Annotated in this window: 14 protein-coding genes; 10 read left to right on the top strand and 4 right to left on the bottom strand. The window is 47.8% G+C overall.

All coding sequences use genetic code 11. From position 1 onward, the window contains the following. Positions 1-40: 40 nt before the first annotated feature. Both MTO69_RS17025 and MTO69_RS17020 read right to left on the bottom strand, forming a co-directional pair. Positions 41-949 carry a LysR family transcriptional regulator gene (locus tag MTO69_RS17025; RefSeq protein ID WP_248334628.1) on the bottom strand — a complete coding sequence of 303 codons (909 nt, stop codon included), beginning with the start codon at positions 947-949 and terminating at the stop codon, positions 41-43. A gap of 343 nt (positions 950-1,292) precedes the next feature. Next, entirely contained in the window at positions 1,293-2,171 is an 879-nt protein-coding gene (locus tag MTO69_RS17020; RefSeq protein ID WP_248334627.1) for a LysR family transcriptional regulator, read from the bottom strand. A 99-nt stretch (positions 2,172-2,270) separates the two neighbouring features. On the opposite strand from MTO69_RS17020, the gene MTO69_RS17015 reads away from it, so the two are divergent. The 6 genes from MTO69_RS17015 (at position 2,271) to MTO69_RS16990 (ending at position 10,828) form a co-directional block, all read left to right on the top strand. Further along, entirely contained in the window at positions 2,271-3,446 is a 1,176-nt protein-coding gene (locus tag MTO69_RS17015; RefSeq protein ID WP_248334626.1) for a hypothetical protein, read from the top strand. Positions 3,447-3,606: 160 nt separating this feature from the next. Beyond that, a complete protein-coding gene (locus tag MTO69_RS17010; RefSeq protein WP_248334625.1) occupies positions 3,607-4,692 on the top strand; it encodes an MFS transporter in 1,086 nt (361 codons plus the stop codon). Positions 4,693-4,863: 171 nt separating this feature from the next. Next, complete coding sequence (locus tag MTO69_RS17005) at positions 4,864-7,929, top strand: efflux RND transporter permease subunit (RefSeq protein WP_248334624.1); 3,066 nt, start codon at positions 4,864-4,866, stop codon at positions 7,927-7,929. 200 nt (positions 7,930-8,129) lie between these two features. After that, positions 8,130-9,062 (top strand): lipid-binding SYLF domain-containing protein, encoded by a 933-nt coding sequence (locus MTO69_RS17000; protein WP_248334623.1) that lies wholly within the window; start codon positions 8,130-8,132, stop codon positions 9,060-9,062. A 156-nt stretch (positions 9,063-9,218) separates the two neighbouring features. After that, positions 9,219-9,713, top strand: a complete 495-nt coding sequence (locus MTO69_RS16995) for a hypothetical protein (RefSeq protein ID WP_248334622.1) — start codon at positions 9,219-9,221, stop codon at positions 9,711-9,713. A 233-nt stretch (positions 9,714-9,946) separates the two neighbouring features. Beyond that, positions 9,947-10,828, top strand: a complete 882-nt coding sequence (locus MTO69_RS16990) for a LysR family transcriptional regulator (RefSeq protein WP_248334621.1) — start codon at positions 9,947-9,949, stop codon at positions 10,826-10,828. Positions 10,829-10,889: 61 nt separating this feature from the next. Here MTO69_RS16990 and MTO69_RS16985 read toward each other — a convergent pair whose 3' ends face one another. Together MTO69_RS16985 and MTO69_RS16980 are read right to left on the bottom strand one after the other, a co-directional pair. Further along, on the bottom strand, positions 10,890-12,581 hold the full coding sequence (locus MTO69_RS16985) for a glycoside hydrolase family 13 protein (protein WP_248334620.1): 1,692 nt from the start codon (positions 12,579-12,581) through the stop codon (positions 10,890-10,892). Between the two features lie 31 nt (positions 12,582-12,612). Beyond that, positions 12,613-13,644: a LacI family DNA-binding transcriptional regulator gene (locus MTO69_RS16980; protein ID WP_248334619.1), complete on the bottom strand. Its 1,032-nt coding sequence runs from the start codon at positions 13,642-13,644 to the stop codon at positions 12,613-12,615. 344 nt (positions 13,645-13,988) lie between these two features. Here MTO69_RS16980 and MTO69_RS16975 point away from each other — a divergent pair, with 344 nt between their 5' ends. From MTO69_RS16975 to MTO69_RS16960, 4 genes are all read left to right on the top strand, one after another. Further along, entirely contained in the window at positions 13,989-15,341 is a 1,353-nt protein-coding gene (locus MTO69_RS16975) for an ABC transporter substrate-binding protein (RefSeq protein WP_248334618.1), read from the top strand. Positions 15,342-15,427: 86 nt separating this feature from the next. After that, positions 15,428-16,438 (top strand): carbohydrate ABC transporter permease, encoded by a 1,011-nt coding sequence (locus MTO69_RS16970; RefSeq protein WP_248334617.1) that lies wholly within the window; start codon positions 15,428-15,430, stop codon positions 16,436-16,438. Next, positions 16,438-17,619, top strand: a complete 1,182-nt coding sequence (locus tag MTO69_RS16965; RefSeq protein ID WP_248334616.1) for a carbohydrate ABC transporter permease — start codon at positions 16,438-16,440, stop codon at positions 17,617-17,619. The genes MTO69_RS16970 and MTO69_RS16965 overlap by 1 nt, the downstream gene beginning before the upstream one ends. Positions 17,620-17,647: 28 nt before the next feature. Next, entirely contained in the window at positions 17,648-18,739 is a 1,092-nt protein-coding gene (locus tag MTO69_RS16960) for an ABC transporter ATP-binding protein (protein ID WP_248334615.1), read from the top strand. The last annotated feature ends 59 nt before the right edge of the window (positions 18,740-18,798 follow it).

The raw sequence follows: 18,798 nt of genomic DNA, 5'->3' as shown, positions 1-18,798 counted from the left end.
TTTTTATTTTAAGGGATTTTAAACTCCTTAAAGATTAACTTTATGGTTTAGCTTCAATCATCTGTTCCACCAGCCAACGACCTGCCGGCCCCAATTCATGCACCCACGCCAGTTCTACCGCCCAGTTCATCTGGCCATCGTCAAACTCAAGGTCCAAGGCAGTTAACAATCCGCTTTCAATCAAAGGCTCAGCCAATTGTCTAGGATAGAAGGCGTAGCCCACACCGGCTAATAGGAGCTCACGAAGATGGTAGAAGCTTGAATAGTGAGTCAGGTTCGGCCCTAACCTTAAACCTTCACTTAACTCTTGCGTACTCACCATCCCCGGTAAAGGGAACAATTGAGAATGCGAGTAGAGATCGGCATGTGTCAAACCACCCCGTATTTTTGCTAAAGGATGAGACGAAGAGACAACCACTGTCCAGTAGATACGGTCAACCATAGCATCCTCTCCTCCATGATCACTCCGAAGTCGACCTGGCGTTAACATAATATCGACTGGTTGAACATGCTCACCAGAGTTAAGTCGAACCCGATCAGAGCTAAGCGTCGCGCTCTCTCCATCAAATAGCACCAACTCAACATTGGGGTATTTTTGCTTAAACTCGACGAAGACTTGCTTGAAATGTTCAAACATCACCATGCCGTGCGTGGCGACTCGAAGCTGAGGTTCTTCCCCTGCACTGACGGCTTGCGCATGTTTCTCGATGCCTTCGAGCTTAGGAATGATTTCGAGAGCTTGAAGGTAGATTTGACGCCCCAAAAGAGTCAACGTTGGTCGCTTACCAGAATGACGTTCAAACAAGGTCGCTTCGAGATCAAACTCAAATGCCTGAATAGACTGTTGAACGGCCGCCGCTGAAACACCCAATTGACGCCCTGCTGCCGAAAAGGAGCCCGTTTCCGCGACAGCCCATAAATATAGTAAACGCTCTGTAGTGACTATCATCGCTTCCTTGCCTTTTCTTTCATGTTTCGAGTCAATCTTTAAAGAAGAAGTTTATGCTTTTTAATTAAGCTTAACTGTTTTGCCTCAATAACGAACCGTTCGTCAAGCCTCGTTCAGCACTCTTTCCAAAGATGTCGCCCAATGCACTTCATTTAAGCAAAAAAAATGAGAGGCTCTGGCCTCTCATTCTTTCTTAGAACTTACTCACATGCAGTCCAAGTCACTGGCTCACCTGTTTTTCCTAACTCGAACACGTTAGCGCAGCTCTCTTGAGTAAGCGCAGCAATTAGCGCTGCTGCCTGATCGTTAACTTATCGAAATCAGCGGATGGCTCTTGCACAACTCACTGCCAATGCTCCTTAATGTAGTTCACTAGCCATTGATTCACAGGCTTATTTAAGTTGTTTTGCGGATACATAGCGTGGCACGAGTAAACAAGTCGGCTATCTACTTCGCTGTGCAATCGAGCAAGCCCATAGACATCTTTAAAACTCTGATACATCGATTCTGGAATCACAGCATAACCAGCTGTTGGTGCAAGAAGTGACAACTGCTGATGAATGGTATCGGCTTCTATAACATGCTTGGAAAAATTGAGCCCTTCCACTTTTCTATTCGATAATTGGCGGAAAGTGACGTGACGATGCTGCTCTAAATCGGCGATGGAAGCCCTACTTAATGTCGCGAGAGGGCTATCTTGAGCCACTACCATACAAGCCCTAAGCTCTTGTATTCCCAAAAAATCCACCCCATGACCATACTCATAGGTTGTAATATTGAACGCAAAGTCCACCTTCTTTTGTTCTACAAGTCGAACGATCGTATTGATTGAGGGTTCAACAAACGAAAACTGGGTATTGGGAAAGGCTTTAAACAGTTTTGACAACATCCGTTGCAACTGGTGACTTTGAAACAACTGGGGTATAGCTAGGGTCATTTCGGCTTCAACCCCAGCACTTAAACCATGACAAAAGCTCTCGAACTCTTCTAAACCAGTCAGTGTTTGCTGACATTTGGTCTGAATCGCTTGACCAGATTCGGTTAATGATAGGCGTTTAGATGAGAAGTCACGTTCAAATAGCTGCAACCCCGTTTCGTCCTCAAGCTGCTCAATCAAACGGCTGACCGTAGATTGAGAACAATACAGCCGTTTAGCCGCTTTGCTCATGGAACCCACTTCCACCACCGTCAAGAACGCTTTCATTTGGTTGTAAGAAATCACACCCTATCCTTTTTATGCATAGTTACCAGTTAATAGTAATCCGATTTTTGTTGTTAATCTATTCGTAAATCGAAACACATATAGAGAAAGGTAAACGCTATGAAACTTAAACTAATCGCAGCACTTATTATCTCCGCCTCATCAATGGCTCATGCAACGGATTCAGCTAACGTCATTGGCGATAACCTACCTTACTTCAATGCAGACCGCGCAGCCGTTCAGGAACAGGCCTACGTGATTGATGCAACAGGTAAAACACCTGAAGAGATTGGCGTTATTATCGCTAAAAGTTCTCTGGAACGTGGTGAAGAACTCGCTCCATTGGGTGATGACGCAGAGCAATGGTTAGACATTGCAAAGCAAGCCATCAAGAATATTGCAAAAATTAACCCTGATCACTTCAGAATGTTGAAATCTCAAGCCCAGTATCGTGGCATCTCGCTCGAACGCTTAGTTGCAAGCACCATGGCTCCGGATTTCACGATTGATTCAGGCGTTACAGGTGAGAGCATTACTGACTACATCGACCTACCGAACGGTTGTACTTCGGTCGCATACAACAATGGTTTAGTCGGTCAAACTCTAGATTGGCCACTAAGCTCCATCAAAGATGATACAACTCTGTTGAAAACCGACCATCAAATTGGCGAAATTGGAGATGGCACTCTATTCCAGCAAATGGGTCGCAAAGTGGGTGTAACTATCACGCATCTAGGACGTAAATCCATTCAATCTACAGCCGATTACAGTAATATCATCACCTTAGATGCACTTGCTTCAACGGCCGCTAGAATGAACTCGGTTGAAGAAGTGATTGCCCTTGCCAAGCAATATAAGCTTATCGTACCAATGAATATGACGGTTGCAGATAGCCAAGGCGGTTACGCCGCCATCAATGTCGCAGGTGCAGAAACTGTAGTCCACCGTGGCAATGATAAGGGTGTAGCGTTTACCAACCACTCTCAATCGCTAAGAGACAAGCTCATCCCTGAGGGAACAAGCGCGCAGCAAGAAACTGAAGTGAACAGAAAGAACTTCTGGACGTTTGCGAGAAAAGATGCGGCAGACAACTTTATTAAATTCACGCCAGAGCTAACGGTTGAATCAATGAAGTACCTGTTCAACTCAAAACCGGTCAACTTATCTAAATACAACGGTGATGAGTTCGTGACTACCAAAGCATTCATTTGGGACTTGAACTCGGGCTGTGCTGAGTTTGCCCCGGAAAACCCTCTGTTCATGAAAGGAGAATACACTCAAGTTTGTTTTGACTAGTCAATGATGATGCAACCCACCTTTTACTTGGTGGGTTGCATCGCAGGATCATCAAATCCACTTCTCCTCTCACCTTCATCTTTAGCACAGACAAGCTGTTTCCCTAACCTAACAAATTGATGTAAGTTATCAGTAAGACATCACACCCTAGGGCAAAGTTATGATTACCGCCCCCAACTGGCTATCAGCAAGTATCAAACTGGCGATTGCAGCGGCTGTTTTTTCCATACTGCCACTGTTCTTAACCACGTTGTCAGACTATTTTCTGCTCTCAAAAACTCAGCTCAATAGCCTCGCTACCGTAGAGTTGATGGGCTTTGCGCTAGCTTGTGGCATCAACTACCAAGCATTGAAGTGGGGCGTGCGCTACAACGAAAATTTCGCTCTCGCTGGACTAAGCATATGTAATTTGCTCAGTGCCATGACTGCCGACTTCACCATGTTCTTCATGATTCGTGCTGTTGCTGGGGTGCTCGCAGGTTTGGTGATCGTTCGGGGTTATGAGGTCCTGGGGAGTGAAGAAAATGCCGATGCTGCTTTTGGTAAAGCCATCGCCATCCAAATGTTGTTCACGGCTGCACTGTTTTTGTTTTTACCTTATTGGGTTCAAACCTATGGCCCGCGCTCCATTTTGTTTGTCCTATGCGCATTGGCAGCCGTCTGTTTGTTATTCAAACCCTTACAAAGTGAAACAACCATCAGTTCTCGACCGTCTGAGCAACTTGATTACTCGCTGATATTTATCAGCTTGGGTGCGATTGCCATGGTCATGATGACCCACTCCGCGGTTTGGTCAACACTCGGTTTCTATGCTAACGCTCGCGACATCACTATTGAACAGCAAGGGTATCTCTTTTCCATCGGTACCCTATTTAGTGTCCTCGGTGCGATCTTGGCCACCCTAAACTGGGTACATGCCAAGAAATCCAAACTACTGCCCATTGCGATCGGCTTACAATGCTTGGTGGTAGGCGTGATCGTTTTGGATGACTCAATGAGTCGCTTTGTTGCCGCCACCTTCTTTTTCCAACTGCTGTGGAATTTCATGCTACCCCTGGCGCTTGGTTCGATTGCGACAGGTCGACATGCCCGAGTCATTCTTTGCTTTGTTTTGGTGGCGCAAACCTTTGGAGCGGCGTTAGGACCTTTGGTGTTGATTTCGGGGTGGGTATTGCCTGAGTTGACTGTGATGCTGTTCCTCACTTATTGGATGATGGCCTCGGTACTCAAATCCAGCCGAGCATAGAGAAGACGGTTACCTGAGCTCGATACCGTTTACCGCAATTACTAACAACTGTTGACAGAACTTCTCTACCAGTAGGACCTATTCGTTCTCTCTATAGAACCTACATTGTTGCTAAATACGCCTTTGAGTATGCTGAGGGTGCCCATCCTCCACATCCATCAGAGGTCCACCATGTTTAAGATATTTATCAGCAGGCCCAAGCTTGCCATTGTTCTTTCCATTTTTATTTCCATTGCAGGTGTCGTATCGGCACTGCAATCTCCCATGGGGCGATACCCAGATGTTGCGCCCCTCACAATAGCTGTCGATACATGGATGGACGGAGCGACAGCTGAAGTGATAACCAAATCGGTCGCACCAGAGATCGAAAAACAGGTGAATGGCGTCACCGGGATGGAGTACATGAAGTCGACCTCTGGCGCAGATGGAACCTATTCGCTCGAGGTGGTATTCGAAAATGGGACCGATGCAGATAACGCCGTCACTTTGGTACAAAACCGAGTCAACCTCGCTCTTCCCGAACTACCACCCGAAGTTGCTCGAAATGGTGTGAAGGTAGAAAAGCTGTCTAACGGTATGTTAATAGGCCTTTCGATTAAAGATCCAACAGGAAAAGCGAAAGACACCGAAATCAGCAGCTTCTCTGGCGGACCGTTTAAAGAGGCGTTACAGCGTATTCCCGGTATTTCTAAAGTCGATGTACTAGGTGAGAAAAAGTACGCCATGCGCATCTGGTTAGATCCGGTCAAAATGAAGCAATATTCTGTCGATGTAGCGGCAATCAACCATGCCATTAGCACACAAAATAAGATCAGTCCTGCAGGTTCACTTCAAGGCGATCTGCTTGAGTTCCCGCTTACAGTAGACGGTGGTTTAACCACAAAAGAGCAGTTCGAAGACATCGTTGTTCGCGGTGATGCACTGCAAAAACGTATTCTGCTCAAAGACGTAGCACAGATTGAATTAGGCGCAGAGGTGTACACTGCCAATGCTTATGCTGGCGCCGACAGTGGTTCAGTGGTCTTCATTTATAAAACTCCCGATGCGAATGCCGTTGAAGTCGGCCAAGCCGTAGCCGATCTCCTTAACACTTTCGACACTCACTATCAGATCGACTACGTATACGATGCGACCAGCTTTGTTTTGGGGGCAATCGACAATGTGATCGAAACCTTATTGTTAGCCGTCGTGATTGTGGGTCTAGTGACGTTGGTGTTCATGCAGTCAATCCGCTTAACGCTGATCACAGTCACCGCCATCCCAGTATCCTTGATTGGCACATTCGCCTTCATGTTTGGCCTAGGTATCGATATCAATATTATCTCTATGCTTGGCTTGGTCATGGCTATCGGTATTGTCGTCGATGCCGCTATCATTGTGATTGAGGCAGCCGAACACGAACTGCACCATAACCCTGACATGAGTGTTCGCGAGTCGATTGTTCGTGCCATGGACAAAGTGGTATCACCGATCATTGCCTCTGCTTTGGTATTGCTGTCTGTATTCGCGCCGACTGTTTTCATGCAAGGTATGACCGGCACTATTTACAGTGAGTTCGGTATCGTGCTATCCGTGTCGGTTCTAGTCTCTACCGTCGTCGCATTGAGCCTAACACCAGCACTGTGTGTCTTGTTCATGAAACGCCCGAAAAAAGGCGTGTTGGCTCGTTCAGTTGAGCGGGTGATTGGCGGAAAAATCACAGCCTTTACCTTCGTGACAAAACAGTTTGTGCGCTTCCCGATCATCTCTCTGTTGCTACTTGGCGCTTTAGTGTGGCAAGCCGTCGACCACGGAAAAGATCTCCCTCAAGGCATGCTGCCCGCAGAAGATACCAGCGCGATCTTTGTCGTTGGTGGTTTTGACCCTGGTACAGCCTTACCTGTTACCGACAAACATGCTCTAGATTTAATAGAACAACTTCAACAAGTTGATGGGGTAAAAAACTCGATCGCTGCCTCTGGCTTTAATCTGCTCAATAATACCGCCGATATGAGTAGCTTCTTAATTCTGCTTAATCTTGATGCGCTTGAAGAACGCAAGCACTCAGATGATGAGATCACCGAACAAGTAAACCAAGTGCTTGCAGACAACCAAATCAGTGGGTTCGCTTTCAAACCACCGGTTATTCCAGAGTTGGGCATGGTCGATGGCATTAACTTTATGTTGATTGACAAGCTTGGTCGCTCTGCGCAAGAGCTGATGAAAGACACTCAACAAATAATGGAACAGCTTAATGATTCTGACTCTATTGCCATTGCAATGACCCAGTTTTCAGTCGATAAACCATCACTAAAATTGAACGTCAAACGCGACATCATGCTTGAGTACGGGGTAACTTACGCTGATCTTGTCGCTGGTATGCAAGCGCACTTTGGCGGTCAATATGTCAATACATTCAACCTATACGGTCGAAACTACAAAGTCATGATGCAAAATGCCCCTGAGCATCGACTGAATCAAGACGCGTTAGACAACGTATTCATTACCTACGGCAATGGACAAAGCCAACCAGCGAGTAAACTGTTTGACTTGGAGAACACTAAGTTACCAAACTTCCTTAACCGCTTTAACGGTCAACAGTCGGTATCCATTGATGTGATTCCAAGCCTGTCAAGTGGTGCTGCTATTGAGACGTTGAAGTCGCTTGATCTGCCAGAAGGCTATGCGATTGAGTTTACAGGTACGGCAAAAGAGGAGATCCAGGCCGGAAACCAAACTGCCATCATTCTCGCTCTGGCGCTACTGGTGACTTATCTTGTTCTGGTCGCACAATACGAAAGCTGGTTGATCCCTGCCGCTATCATGACCATGGTACCGACAGCAGTCATCGGGATTGTTGCTGGCGTGGCAAAACTCGGCGTTGAAATTACCTTGTTCACTCAACTCGCGGCAGTCTTGCTGATTGGTATGGCGGTACGAAACGCTATTCTCATCGTGGAATACGCCAAAGAGCTTCGAGAAGTGCAAGGCTACGCACTCAAGCACGCAGCCGTTGAAGCCATGCGCTTACGTGCCCGCGCGGTATTTATGACTGCCTTCTCTTTCGCTGTAGGTTTGATTCCGTTAATGGTTGCCGATGCCATTGGTAGCGGAGCGCAACAAGCCTTAGGTTGGGCGTCATTTGGTGGCATCGTGTCAGCAACCTTCATCGGCTGTATTGCTGCTTGTGTGCTGTTCGTTGTGTTCCAGTCGATCCGTGAACTGAAGCACAAATCGATACTTGCTCACACTGCTTAGTCTGAAAGCATAACCGGTTTAAGCCCCTAAACTTGCTCGAGTCAATTTAGGGGCCTTTTGTATAAAAATACATTATTTTCAAAAACTTAAAAACCCAGCCAACGTTACAAACTGGCCTCAAGAAGAGGGTTTTTCAATGAAAACTATTAAAAAAACGAATAGTAACTAACTCTATATATTCTTTGAAGACAGGTATTGTTGTGGCCATAGACCAAAATGGAGCGGTCAGTACCGAGCCCGTGACATTTAAACAATCTCGAGCGGATGCTGTCGCAACCATCAAGGTACTGAGTGGGCAGAAGCCGTCACAACTAAACCGAGTATTGACGGCGCAATATCAGAGAGTTGCGACGTTTCACACTACAGTCAATGAGGCCAATATCATGATTATTTCCAACTGCACTGGCTCAACTAGATGGAACTTGATGAGCGTCTTGTTGCTGTTCCTGATGTCGATTTCGTCTGGAGCTGCCCTAGCTCAAAGTTCGCAGCAACAAGTCGAAACATCGAAACTCCAAACTCAATCGAATAACTTGGTCAAAATATCAGAGCAACAGTTCTCTCGCTTTAACTCCAACCAGTATTGGGACTCAGTTAAGACCACCACAGGTATTGCCAAAGCGATTCTGATCGTGCCTAAAAGCCATCAATTGGGATTTGTGCTCGGTGCACAATGGGGCAGAGGAATCCTGTTAGCTCGCAAAGAACAGCAGTGGAGTGCCCCAGTATTCGTTAAGTTCAATAGTGTTATGTTTGGCTTGCTGGCGGGCGCTCAAAAAGTCGAAGGCATTGGGGTTATCTTAAGCAACGACATGCTCAACCAGATCAGTTCGAAACCATTTCGAGTCGGTGCAACAGCTGATTTGACTATAGCCAAAGGCATTAGCGGCAAAGTGGTTGGAGGCAAAGACGGCATTTCAACACTGATGGTTTCTGAGAATAGCGGCTTGTTTTTTGGCGGCAGTATAGATGCGATCACTTTTCGCCCGGATAGCGAACTGAACACCGCCACTTACGGCTCATCGGTCAACATTGACGACATATTGAGTCATAAAATCCATCCTGATCATCCTCAGTCCGCGAATTTAAGAAACATGCTAGAAACGGCTGCGTTTAATGCTGTGTATCAATAGCTTGAAGCCGATATCCACAAAAGAGTCGCACGTCATTGCGATTTTTTTGTTTCGCTGCCCAGCAATACCATTGCAAGTCACCCTCTACCGCCGTGATACGCGTCTAGTTAACTACAGCGCTGTATCACACTATTTTTGTTGGAGTTTTTTGTGCTAATGCATTTGATAGATCCGAAAGATAAAACTCAACTGTGGATCGTGGAAGATCTCGGCATCGAAGTTCGAGTTAAAAGAGTACTCGAAAGTTCAGACCAACAGGAGCAACGACTATCTCGTGAAGCCGTTTGTCGGTTATTTGAATATGAGAGTTGGGAAGCTTTATGCAGGGCGAAAGTAAAGACCGCCACCTATCAAGGCTGGGTAGGTTTTGGTTACCGACGTTCTGCCTATACGACATGGTTGGTGTATGCCTATTTACGCCAACACCATCTATGGCGCGCACAAATTGATGATATTGTTAGGTTCTCAAGCCAGTTCTCGCAGCACCACGAGGGGTCAGAGCTTGCTTCAAGCTCACACGACCAACTCACTCAACAGGTAAAAAAAATCGGGGAAAAAGCCTTTGTTGGCGTGCACAGTTTTAGCTCTTACGCTGACATAGAAATGACCAACTGGCGAGAGCTAGCCTCTAACTGGAAGCTGGATAAGTAAGTTCACTGCCTGGTGAGTTTAACTGCAACCTAATAACATCCTGATGAGATGAAGTGCATTCAATATTCGCCAGTGAGAGCACTCAAAAGACATTTTCCATTTAAATAATTGATCGTTATTTAAATGGAAAATGGTGCTTGCCCCTAATAAAGAGACACTTAAAGTTGACTCTGGATTATGTATTTAACTAATATTTGAAAGCCTCAACCAACTGACTTTCAGATAGGATTGCTATGCTTAATCTTGAACAAATCACAGCATTCATTGCAGCCGCCGAAAAGGGCTCCTTCTCTGCAGCTGCTCGCCATTTAGGTAAAAGTCAGAGCTCAGTGAGTATTGGGGTCAATAACTTAGAGTTGGATTTAGGGGTCACGCTGTTTGACCGCTCGACCAAGTACCCTAAATTAACCGCTCAAGGTGAACGTGTTTACGAGCAATCCAAAGTCCTTCTCAGACAGGCAGAACGAATTCATAGTTTTGCTCAGGGTACGACAGAAGATGTTGAAGATGTTATACGCATCGGCATTGACCCACTGGTCCCTCTTTCGGTCATCGACAGCGCTCTAGAGAAAATGGCTCAGCGTTTCCCTTTTACTCAAGTTCAACTATTGAAACTATCTGGTGAGAAACTGAACAGCGCGATCCTAAACGGTGAAATAGATCTGGCGCTTAACTTGGGTTCAAAAGCGGTTCCTGACAACTTGGAATTTGTCGCTGTTGAACAAATCGAGTGGGTATGTGTCTGTAGTCCAGACTCTGACTTTTCGGACATGAGTGAAGTGGACAATGAAACCTTAATTGCAGAAAGGCAAATTGTTTGTACCAGTATGCTAGAAAACAGTGTGCTCAATGCGACCAGTAAACTCTCTCAAGAGATTTGGCAGGCTGCGGACTTAGATGACATGGTGCGTTTAGTCGAACAAGGTCTAGGCTGGGCGTTTTTGCCGAAATCCATGGCGATAGAGCGTCAAGCAATGGGGACATTGATCGAGTTCCAACCTGAATTTCAACGAGCCGAACTCTATTATGCCGCCGATCTGCTTTGGCGCGCGAATAGCCATAGAGGGCCGGTGTTCACGTATCTTAACGAACTTCTGACTGCCAAAAAAATCTAGCCCCATCATTGTGTTTACAGTGTAAAAGTGCCACGGTTGACCCCGTGGCACTTGACCTCACTTATCTCGATTCAACCTCAAGCACTAACGCTTGGTAGGGCTGTAAAGTGAGTTTCGCCACACTCGCGACGCTGCCAGGATAATTATTGATCACCGTCTGCTTCACCTCAGCGGCATAACTTCTCTCCACCTTTTCGTCAGTAAAGTTGGCAATCACCAGCAGTGACTTACCTTGATGAGTACGGGTGTAAGCGTAAACCTGACTATCCTCTGGGTCGAGTAGCTGATGCTCGCCATAGACAATCACGTCGCCATACTCTTTACCTTGGCGCAAGGTGATCAGGCGTCGGTAGTAGTGATAGATAGAGTTTGGATCGCTCACGGCCTGTTCGGCGTTAATGTCTGGATAATTGGTATTGACCGGCAGCCAAGGTGTGCCAGTGGTGAAACCCGCATTTGGCTGCGTGTTCCATTGGATCGGCACACGAGCATGGTCGCGTGAGAAGTCATTGAGGAAGGCAATCGCGTCTGCGTCGCTGACCCCACGGTCACGCATTTTTTGATAGTGGAATTTTGCCATTAAGTCATTGAACTCATCAATGGAGTTGAAATGCTTATTGGTCATCCCGATCTCTTCGCCTTGATAGATATACGGCGTGCCACTCATCATGTGTAACACCGTCCCGAGCATCTTGGCGCTGATCACTCGGTATTGGGGCGAATCACAACCATAGCGAGAAACGGTGCGTGGCTGATCATGGTTGCTCCAATACAGGCTGTTCCAGCCTTTTTGGTACAAGTCTTCTTGCCAGCGGGTCATGATCTCTTTGTATTGGACCAAATCGAACGGTTTTTTGACCGCGTTATGCTCTTCTCGATCAATGCTGACATGTTCGAATTGGAATATCATGCTGATCTCGTTGCGGGCCGGGTGTGAGTAGTAACGCCCATCCAGTGTAGTGGTAAATGGCGTTTCTCCCACCGTCAACACATCGTAGTGCTTCAGCACTTTATCGTGCATTTCACGCAAGTATTGATGAACCAGCAAATTGTTCGACCAATGTTCCCAACCCGCGACGCCTTGGTCAAAAATGGTTGCATCGGGAAAGTCTGACGGTTTGCCAATCATATTGATCACGTCCATGCGAAAACCGCCTAGCCCTTTTTTGAGCCAGAAGTGCATCATATCGTACACCGCCTCTCGCACCTCAGGATTGGCCCAATTGAGATCCGGCTGCTTGTTACTGAACAAGTGCAGATAATACTGCCCGGTTTGCTTGTCCAAGGTCCACGCTTTGGGTTTGAAAAACGACTCCCAGTTATTCGGCTCACTGCCATCTGGCTTTGGATCCTTCCAGATATACCAGTCACGCTTAGGATTATCTTTGTCGCTGCGCGAGGCTTTAAACCACGCGTGCTCATCGGAAGTGTGGTTGACCACCAAATCCATCACAATCTTAATCCCGCGCTTATCTGCCTCGGCAATCAGTTGGTCCATGTCGGCCATAGTGCCAAATTCAGGCGCGATCTGCTGATAATCAGAGATGTCGTAACCGTTGTCATCCATCGGAGATTGATAAACTGGGCTTAACCAGATCACGTTGGCACCAAGACCGGCAATGTAGTCGAGTTTCTCAATGATGCCGGGAATATCCCCTACCCCGTCGCCATTCGAATCATTGAAACTGCGCGGATAGATCTGGTAGACCACGGCATTGTGCCACCAGCGCCTTTCTAATTGGTGCGTGCTCATGATGGTTACTCCTTAAACGTGTTGATAACCTTTAACTGGTACTGCGAGTCATTAACTCAGTCTCGAGCACCATGGTTTGGTAGGGGATATGCCCCATCGCCATTTGAGCAGCAAGCTGCCCTTTATGCATAATCGGCTGTCTGACCGTGGTCAAGCCCGCTGGCTCAGCGGCTGGAATGTCGTCAAAACCAACAATACGTATCTGTTCAGGGACTTGTAGCCCAAGCTCTTGAGTCACCTCGAGGGCGGCAAGGGCAATCTTGTCACTCATACACAGCAATACATCGGCGCGCTTTGGTGAAGTCAGCGCGCCGCGCAACATGGTTTTCAATACCTTTTTCTCTAACTCATGTATCTGCCAAACATTTTCTACATCAAGCGTCGCCCCTTGATCACGAATCGCACGTTTGTAGCCCTCGAATCGACAACGAGAAACGGATTCTTCCTCGGTGTAAAGATGGTCGAGGTTAGCCAGTGCCAAAGCATTGGTGGATTCAAGTCGCAAACCTAGAATCAAGATTTGGTCTTGCGGGCTACGAATGGCGTGACAAGCAATGTCGTAACAAGCTTGTTCGTTATCGACGTTAATCGAGGGCACATCAGGCCAGCAGAAATCCACCGTCACTAAGGGCTTGCGCTGACGGGTGATCAAATTCATCACGTTGGCGTCCATCGGCTTACCATAGACAATAAAGCTATCGGGGATGGTTTCCACTTGGGTATTTTGGTAGTTCTCGGTCTTAGACGGCAGCATCAACATGTTGACGTGCTCTTGGTCGAGCATTTGAGAAATGCCGGTCAGAAACTCTGTCGCGACTGGATCGGTAAAGTTGAACGCCAGATTGTCAGCGAGCAACAGCCCTATCACCCCTGTTTTTCCAGTGCGCAAACTGCGAGCGGTAATACTTGGCCCGCTATAGCCGAGGTTCTCACACTCAGAGAGGATTCTCTCTCTCAAAGACTGAGATAACTGATTCGGTCGATTAAAAGCATTAGAGACCGTCGCGGTTGAAACCCCAAGATATTCAGCTACGGTTTTAAGTGTTGGCTTTTTGTTTTGCATGTGAGGGCCGCGTCCAAAGGTCAAATCTATAGGCAAAGATAGTCAATATTTTTCCAAAGTCTAAAACGATTAAGTAAAAATCAGTACTCACGCAAGTAATACAAATAATTTAACTTTGAAGGCGGTCAACTTTTGCACAGTAAAGCAGGTCAAAACTTGATCAAAAGCACAACATGCGCCCAAAAAACGAGCAATTTTGGCTGCAACTTCTACTTTAGTTAGTGACAACTTAATCGATTAAGAAAACACCTTAACAGCGCAGCCGTCTTTCGCTTATGAGGTCATTAAGTTCGATGTACATAACAAGAAACGTTAAATAGGTATCTGAACACGGAGTCTAACCAATGAAAACCACTCTAATTGCTAGTTCGATTGCTGTCGCAGTGCTCTCGCTCCCTACGATTGCTGCTGACTTAAAATATACCCCCGGTGAAGACGCTCGCTTTAATTGGCAAAGCTATGAAGCGCTCAAAAGCCAAGATCTCAAAGGACAAACCGTTACCATTTTCGGTCCGTGGTTGACCGAAGATAAAGAGTTAGTTGAAAGCGTTATCGCCTACTTCGAACAGGCGACAGGCGCCACAGTCAACTACTCAGGTTCAGACTCATTCGAGCAACAGATTGCGATTGACGTCCAAGCCGGTAGTGCCCCTAACATCGCCATTTTCCCTCAGCCGGGCCTTGCCGCTGACCTTGCTTCAAAAGGCTTCTTAACTCCGCTAGAGCCAAAAATGGCAGATTGGATCAACGACAATTATGCCGCGGGTTCATCTTGGGTCGATTTGGGCACCTTTGCCGGTAAAGATGGTAAAGAAGCGTTATATGGTTTTTTCTATAAAGTGGACCTCAAATCGCTCGTTTGGTACGTGCCTGAAAACTTTGAAGATGCGGGCTACGAAGTGCCACAAACGATGGAAGAGCTCAAAGCGCTCACAGAGCAGATCGTTGCGGATGGCGAGACACCTTGGTGTGTTGGGTTAGGTTCGGGTGGCGCCACAGGTTGGCCAGCGACGGACTGGGTGGAAGACATGATGCTGCGCACTCAATCTCCAGCAGACTACGATAAATGGGTCACCAATGAGCTCAAGTTCAACGACGCAAAAGTGGTCAACGCGATTGAGGAGTTTGGTTGGTTTGTGCGTAACGATGCCTTTGTCGACGGTGGGGCTCGTGCAGTCGCGGCCACCGATTTCCGTGATTCACCAAAAGGACTCTTCACTTCACCAGTGAAATGTTACATGCATCGTCAAGCTTCGTTCATTCCAAGCTTCTTCCCTGAAGGCACAGTGTTGGGTACAGATGCCGACTTCTTCTACTTCCCTGCCTACGAGTCTAAAGACTTAGGTAAGCCGGTTCTGGGTGCAGGTACGATGTGGAGTATCACCAAAGACTCGCCTGCTGCGCGTGCGTTTATGGAGTTCTTACAATCTCCAATTGCTCATGAGATTTGGATGGCTCAGTCAGGTTTCTTAACCCCGCACAAAGGCGCCAATGTCGACGCTTATGGCAACGACACACTGAAGAAACAAGGGGAAATCTTGCTTCAAGCGACCACGTTCCGCTTCGATGGTTCTGATCTGATGCCGGGCAAAGTCGGCGCTGGTGCATTCTGGACCGGTATGGTCGACTACAGCGGTGGCAAGTCTGCGCAAGATGTTGCCAACGATGTGCAAACCACTTGGGATGCATTGAAATAGCCGCTTGAGCCAAAAGCCGATAGACACGGTTTCTATCGGCTTTTTGACACCTCGGTTTTGTTTCCAATGGTATAAGTGAGATAGCGATGGAACAGCTCTACTCCTCTTTATTTATCATGGCGTTAGGCGTTGCCAGTTGCGTGGTCTACTTTTTAGGGACCAACTGGTTGTTGAGCGTGATCTTTCCCACCAAAAACGTATCCAACCAAGTCATGGCTCGTAACCTAAGGCGCGCAGCCTCGATTCGTCCCTGGCTGTTTCTCGGCCCGGCCTTGAGTTTCCTTGGTCTGTATTTGGTTTATCCGGTATTTGAGTCTGTGGTGTTATCCCTGCATGACCGAAACGGTGACCAGTATGTCGGACTGTCCAATTACGCGTGGCTATTTAACGATCCTGAGTTTCGCGAGTCGCTGTTTAACAACTTATTGTGGTTGCTGGTGGTACCTGCTGCCTCGACCTTCTTTGGGCTAGTGATCGCTGCACTGACTGACAAAGTCAGTTGGGGCAATATCGCCAAGAGTCTGATCTTTATGCCGATGGCGATTTCATTCATTGGTGCGTCCATCATCTGGAAGTTCGTCTATGACTACCGGGCACCGGGATCGGAACAAATCGGCATACTTAATGCGGTTGTCGAGGCGTTTGGCGGAACCGCACAGGCTTGGATCACCATTCCGTTTTGGAACAACTTCTTCTTGATGGTGATCTTAATCTGGATCCAAACCGGTTTTGCCATGGTGATCCTCTCAGCGGCGCTGCGTGGCATTCCAGAAGAGACCGTTGAAGCGGCCGTACTTGACGGTGCCAATGGCGTGCAAATCTTCTTCAAAATATTGATTCCGCAAATCTGGGGCACCATCGCGGTGGTCTGGACCACGATCACCATCTTAGTGCTCAAAGTCTTCGATATTGTGTTGGCCATGACCAACGGCCAATGGAGCACTCAAGTCCTCGCCAACATGATGTTTGACTGGATGTTCCGTGGCGGCGGCGACTTTGGACGCGGCGCGGCGATCGCCGTCATTATTATGGTTGCGGTTATCCCGGTGATGGTTTGGAACATGCGCCAAGCAAGCGCGCAAATGGAGGATCGCTAATGTCAGATTCAACCACAGCGAACCAAGCCAAATTCGGTTTGAGCAAATTAAGACGCTCGCCGCTGACCCTGCTGGTGCATTTCTCAGTACTGGTCATCGTGGTGATGTGGACGCTACCGACTGCGGGGCTGTTTATCTCGTCGTTTCGTGATAAAGACCAACTGGCGCTTTCGGGCTGGTGGACCTCCCTCACCAGTTCACAACAAAATCTGGTTGAGCGCACCGACCATCCTGACCAACAAATTCAACAGGGCGACCAGTACCTGCTGTCAGGACAACTGCTAGTCAATGGTCAACCCAGTACCATCAGCGCGTTTGGTTTTTCTTCCCGTGAACCCACCAAGTATCAGCCTGGCGACGTCGCCGAGATGAACGGTGGGGGTACGCTCACGGTTGCCGAAAATGGCGAATATCGCATGACCTCACCTGAGCCATTCAAAGGCTCGCGAGGAAAACGCATCTTCTTTACCGCGGTCGTCCCACCCAAGTTTGGTTTAGCCAACTATGAAGAAGTCTTGACGGCAGAAGGGATTGGTCGCTCATTTATCAATTCACTCACAGTGACCATACCGGCGACGGTCATCCCGATTCTGATTGCCGCCTACGCCGCGTACGCCCTCTCTTGGATGAAAATGCCCGGGCGCAATCTATTAATTGCGCTGGTGGTTGGCTTGTTAGTCGTGCCCCTGCAAATGTCCTTGATTCCACTGTTGCGGCTGTATAACGACATTGGCGCGTTTTTCGGCGTCGGTGCCAAGACGTATCTCGGGATTTGGCTTGCCCACACGGGCTTTGGCCTGCCCCTTGCCATCTATTTACTGCGTAACTACATCTCCAGTTTGCCGAGAGAGATCATCGAGTCGGCCAAAGTGGATGGCGCTACCGACTTCGAAATCTTTATGCGTATCGTGCTGCCGCTCTCGTTTCCTGCCCTCGCCTCGTTTGGCATCTTCCAGTTCTTGTGGGTGTGGAACGATCTGTTGGTCGCCACCGTGTTCCTCGGTACCGGTGAAGAGCACATGGTGTTGACCGCAAGATTACGTGAGCTACTCGGCTCTCGTGGCGGCAACTGGGAGATCCTTACCGCATCAGCGTTTGTGTCTATCGCAGTGCCGCTCGCGGTGTTCTTTACCCTACAACGATACTTAGTTCGTGGACTTCTTTCTGGCTCGGTCAAATAAGCCGTTTGCAAATGATGAGAATAATGAAATGACAGGATTAGCTTTAACCAACGTAACGAAATCATATGGTGACACTCAAGTTCTGCACGGTATCGATCTGGATATAAAGCAAGGGGAATTTGTGGTGTTTGTCGGCCCATCGGGTTGTGGTAAGTCGACCTTATTACGCATGATTGCCGGACTTGAAGAGATCACCTCTGGAGATCTCTTTATTGAGGAAGCGCGCGTTAACGATTTACCCGCCGCCATGCGCGGCATTGCCATGGTATTTCAAACTTACGCCCTCTATCCGCACATGACGGTGTACGACAATATGGCGTTTGCGATGCGCATTGCCAAAGAGTCAAAAGAAGCCATTCATGAGCGAGTAATGGAAGCGGCCAGAATGCTGCAACTGGAACCTTACCTAGACCGCTTACCAAAAGCGCTGTCTGGGGGCCAGAGACAACGGGTGGCGATTGGTCGCGCGATTGTTCGCCAGCCAAAGGTGTTTCTATTTGATGAGCCTCTTTCCAATTTGGATGCTGCGCTACGGGTGCAAACGCGAATTGAAATTGCCAACCTTAAAGAGCAACTCGAACAAACCACGATGATTTATGTCACCCACGATCAAGTCGAAGCCATGACGCTGGCAGATCGAATTGTGGTGCTGTCGGCAGGTAAAATCGAGCAAGTGGGCACCCCGCTAGAACTCTATACCAACCCAGCCAATGTGTTTGTCGCGCAGTTTATCGGCTCGCCCGCGATGAACCTTAGTACCGCCACATTGGTTTCAGCGGGAGAGCGCTGCAAAGTCAAGGCTGAGAGTGGGCTTGAGATTGACATCCCCATTGCGGCTAACCCAGATCTAAGCGGCAGCCAATTGCAATTAGGGGTAAGGCCTGAAGACTACCTCGTCGCCGAACAAGAGGACGCAATCATCTCCGGAACCGTCTTGTTTGTTGAATCATTAGGTGAGGTGACCTTGCTGCACATTAATGCCGACGGTCATGACGAAGCGATTGTTGCTAAGTTGCCCGGGATCTTAGACTTCCATCGTGGAGAGCAGATCTACCTTAAGGCCGATGTGGAAAAAATCCATCTGTTCAATCAAGACGGGATATCGCTAAAGCATCTCTAATTCCCACAGTAGACCAGAGTTTGACTGCGTCTACTGTGCATTTGCTTTGACCAACAAGG

It is taken from the genome of Vibrio sinaloensis (assembly GCF_023195835.1).
Taxonomy (GTDB): Bacteria; Pseudomonadota; Gammaproteobacteria; order Enterobacterales; family Vibrionaceae; genus Vibrio; species Vibrio sinaloensis_C.
The sequence above is the reverse complement of the archived record's forward strand: the minus strand, read 5'-3'. Positions and strand labels throughout refer to the sequence as shown.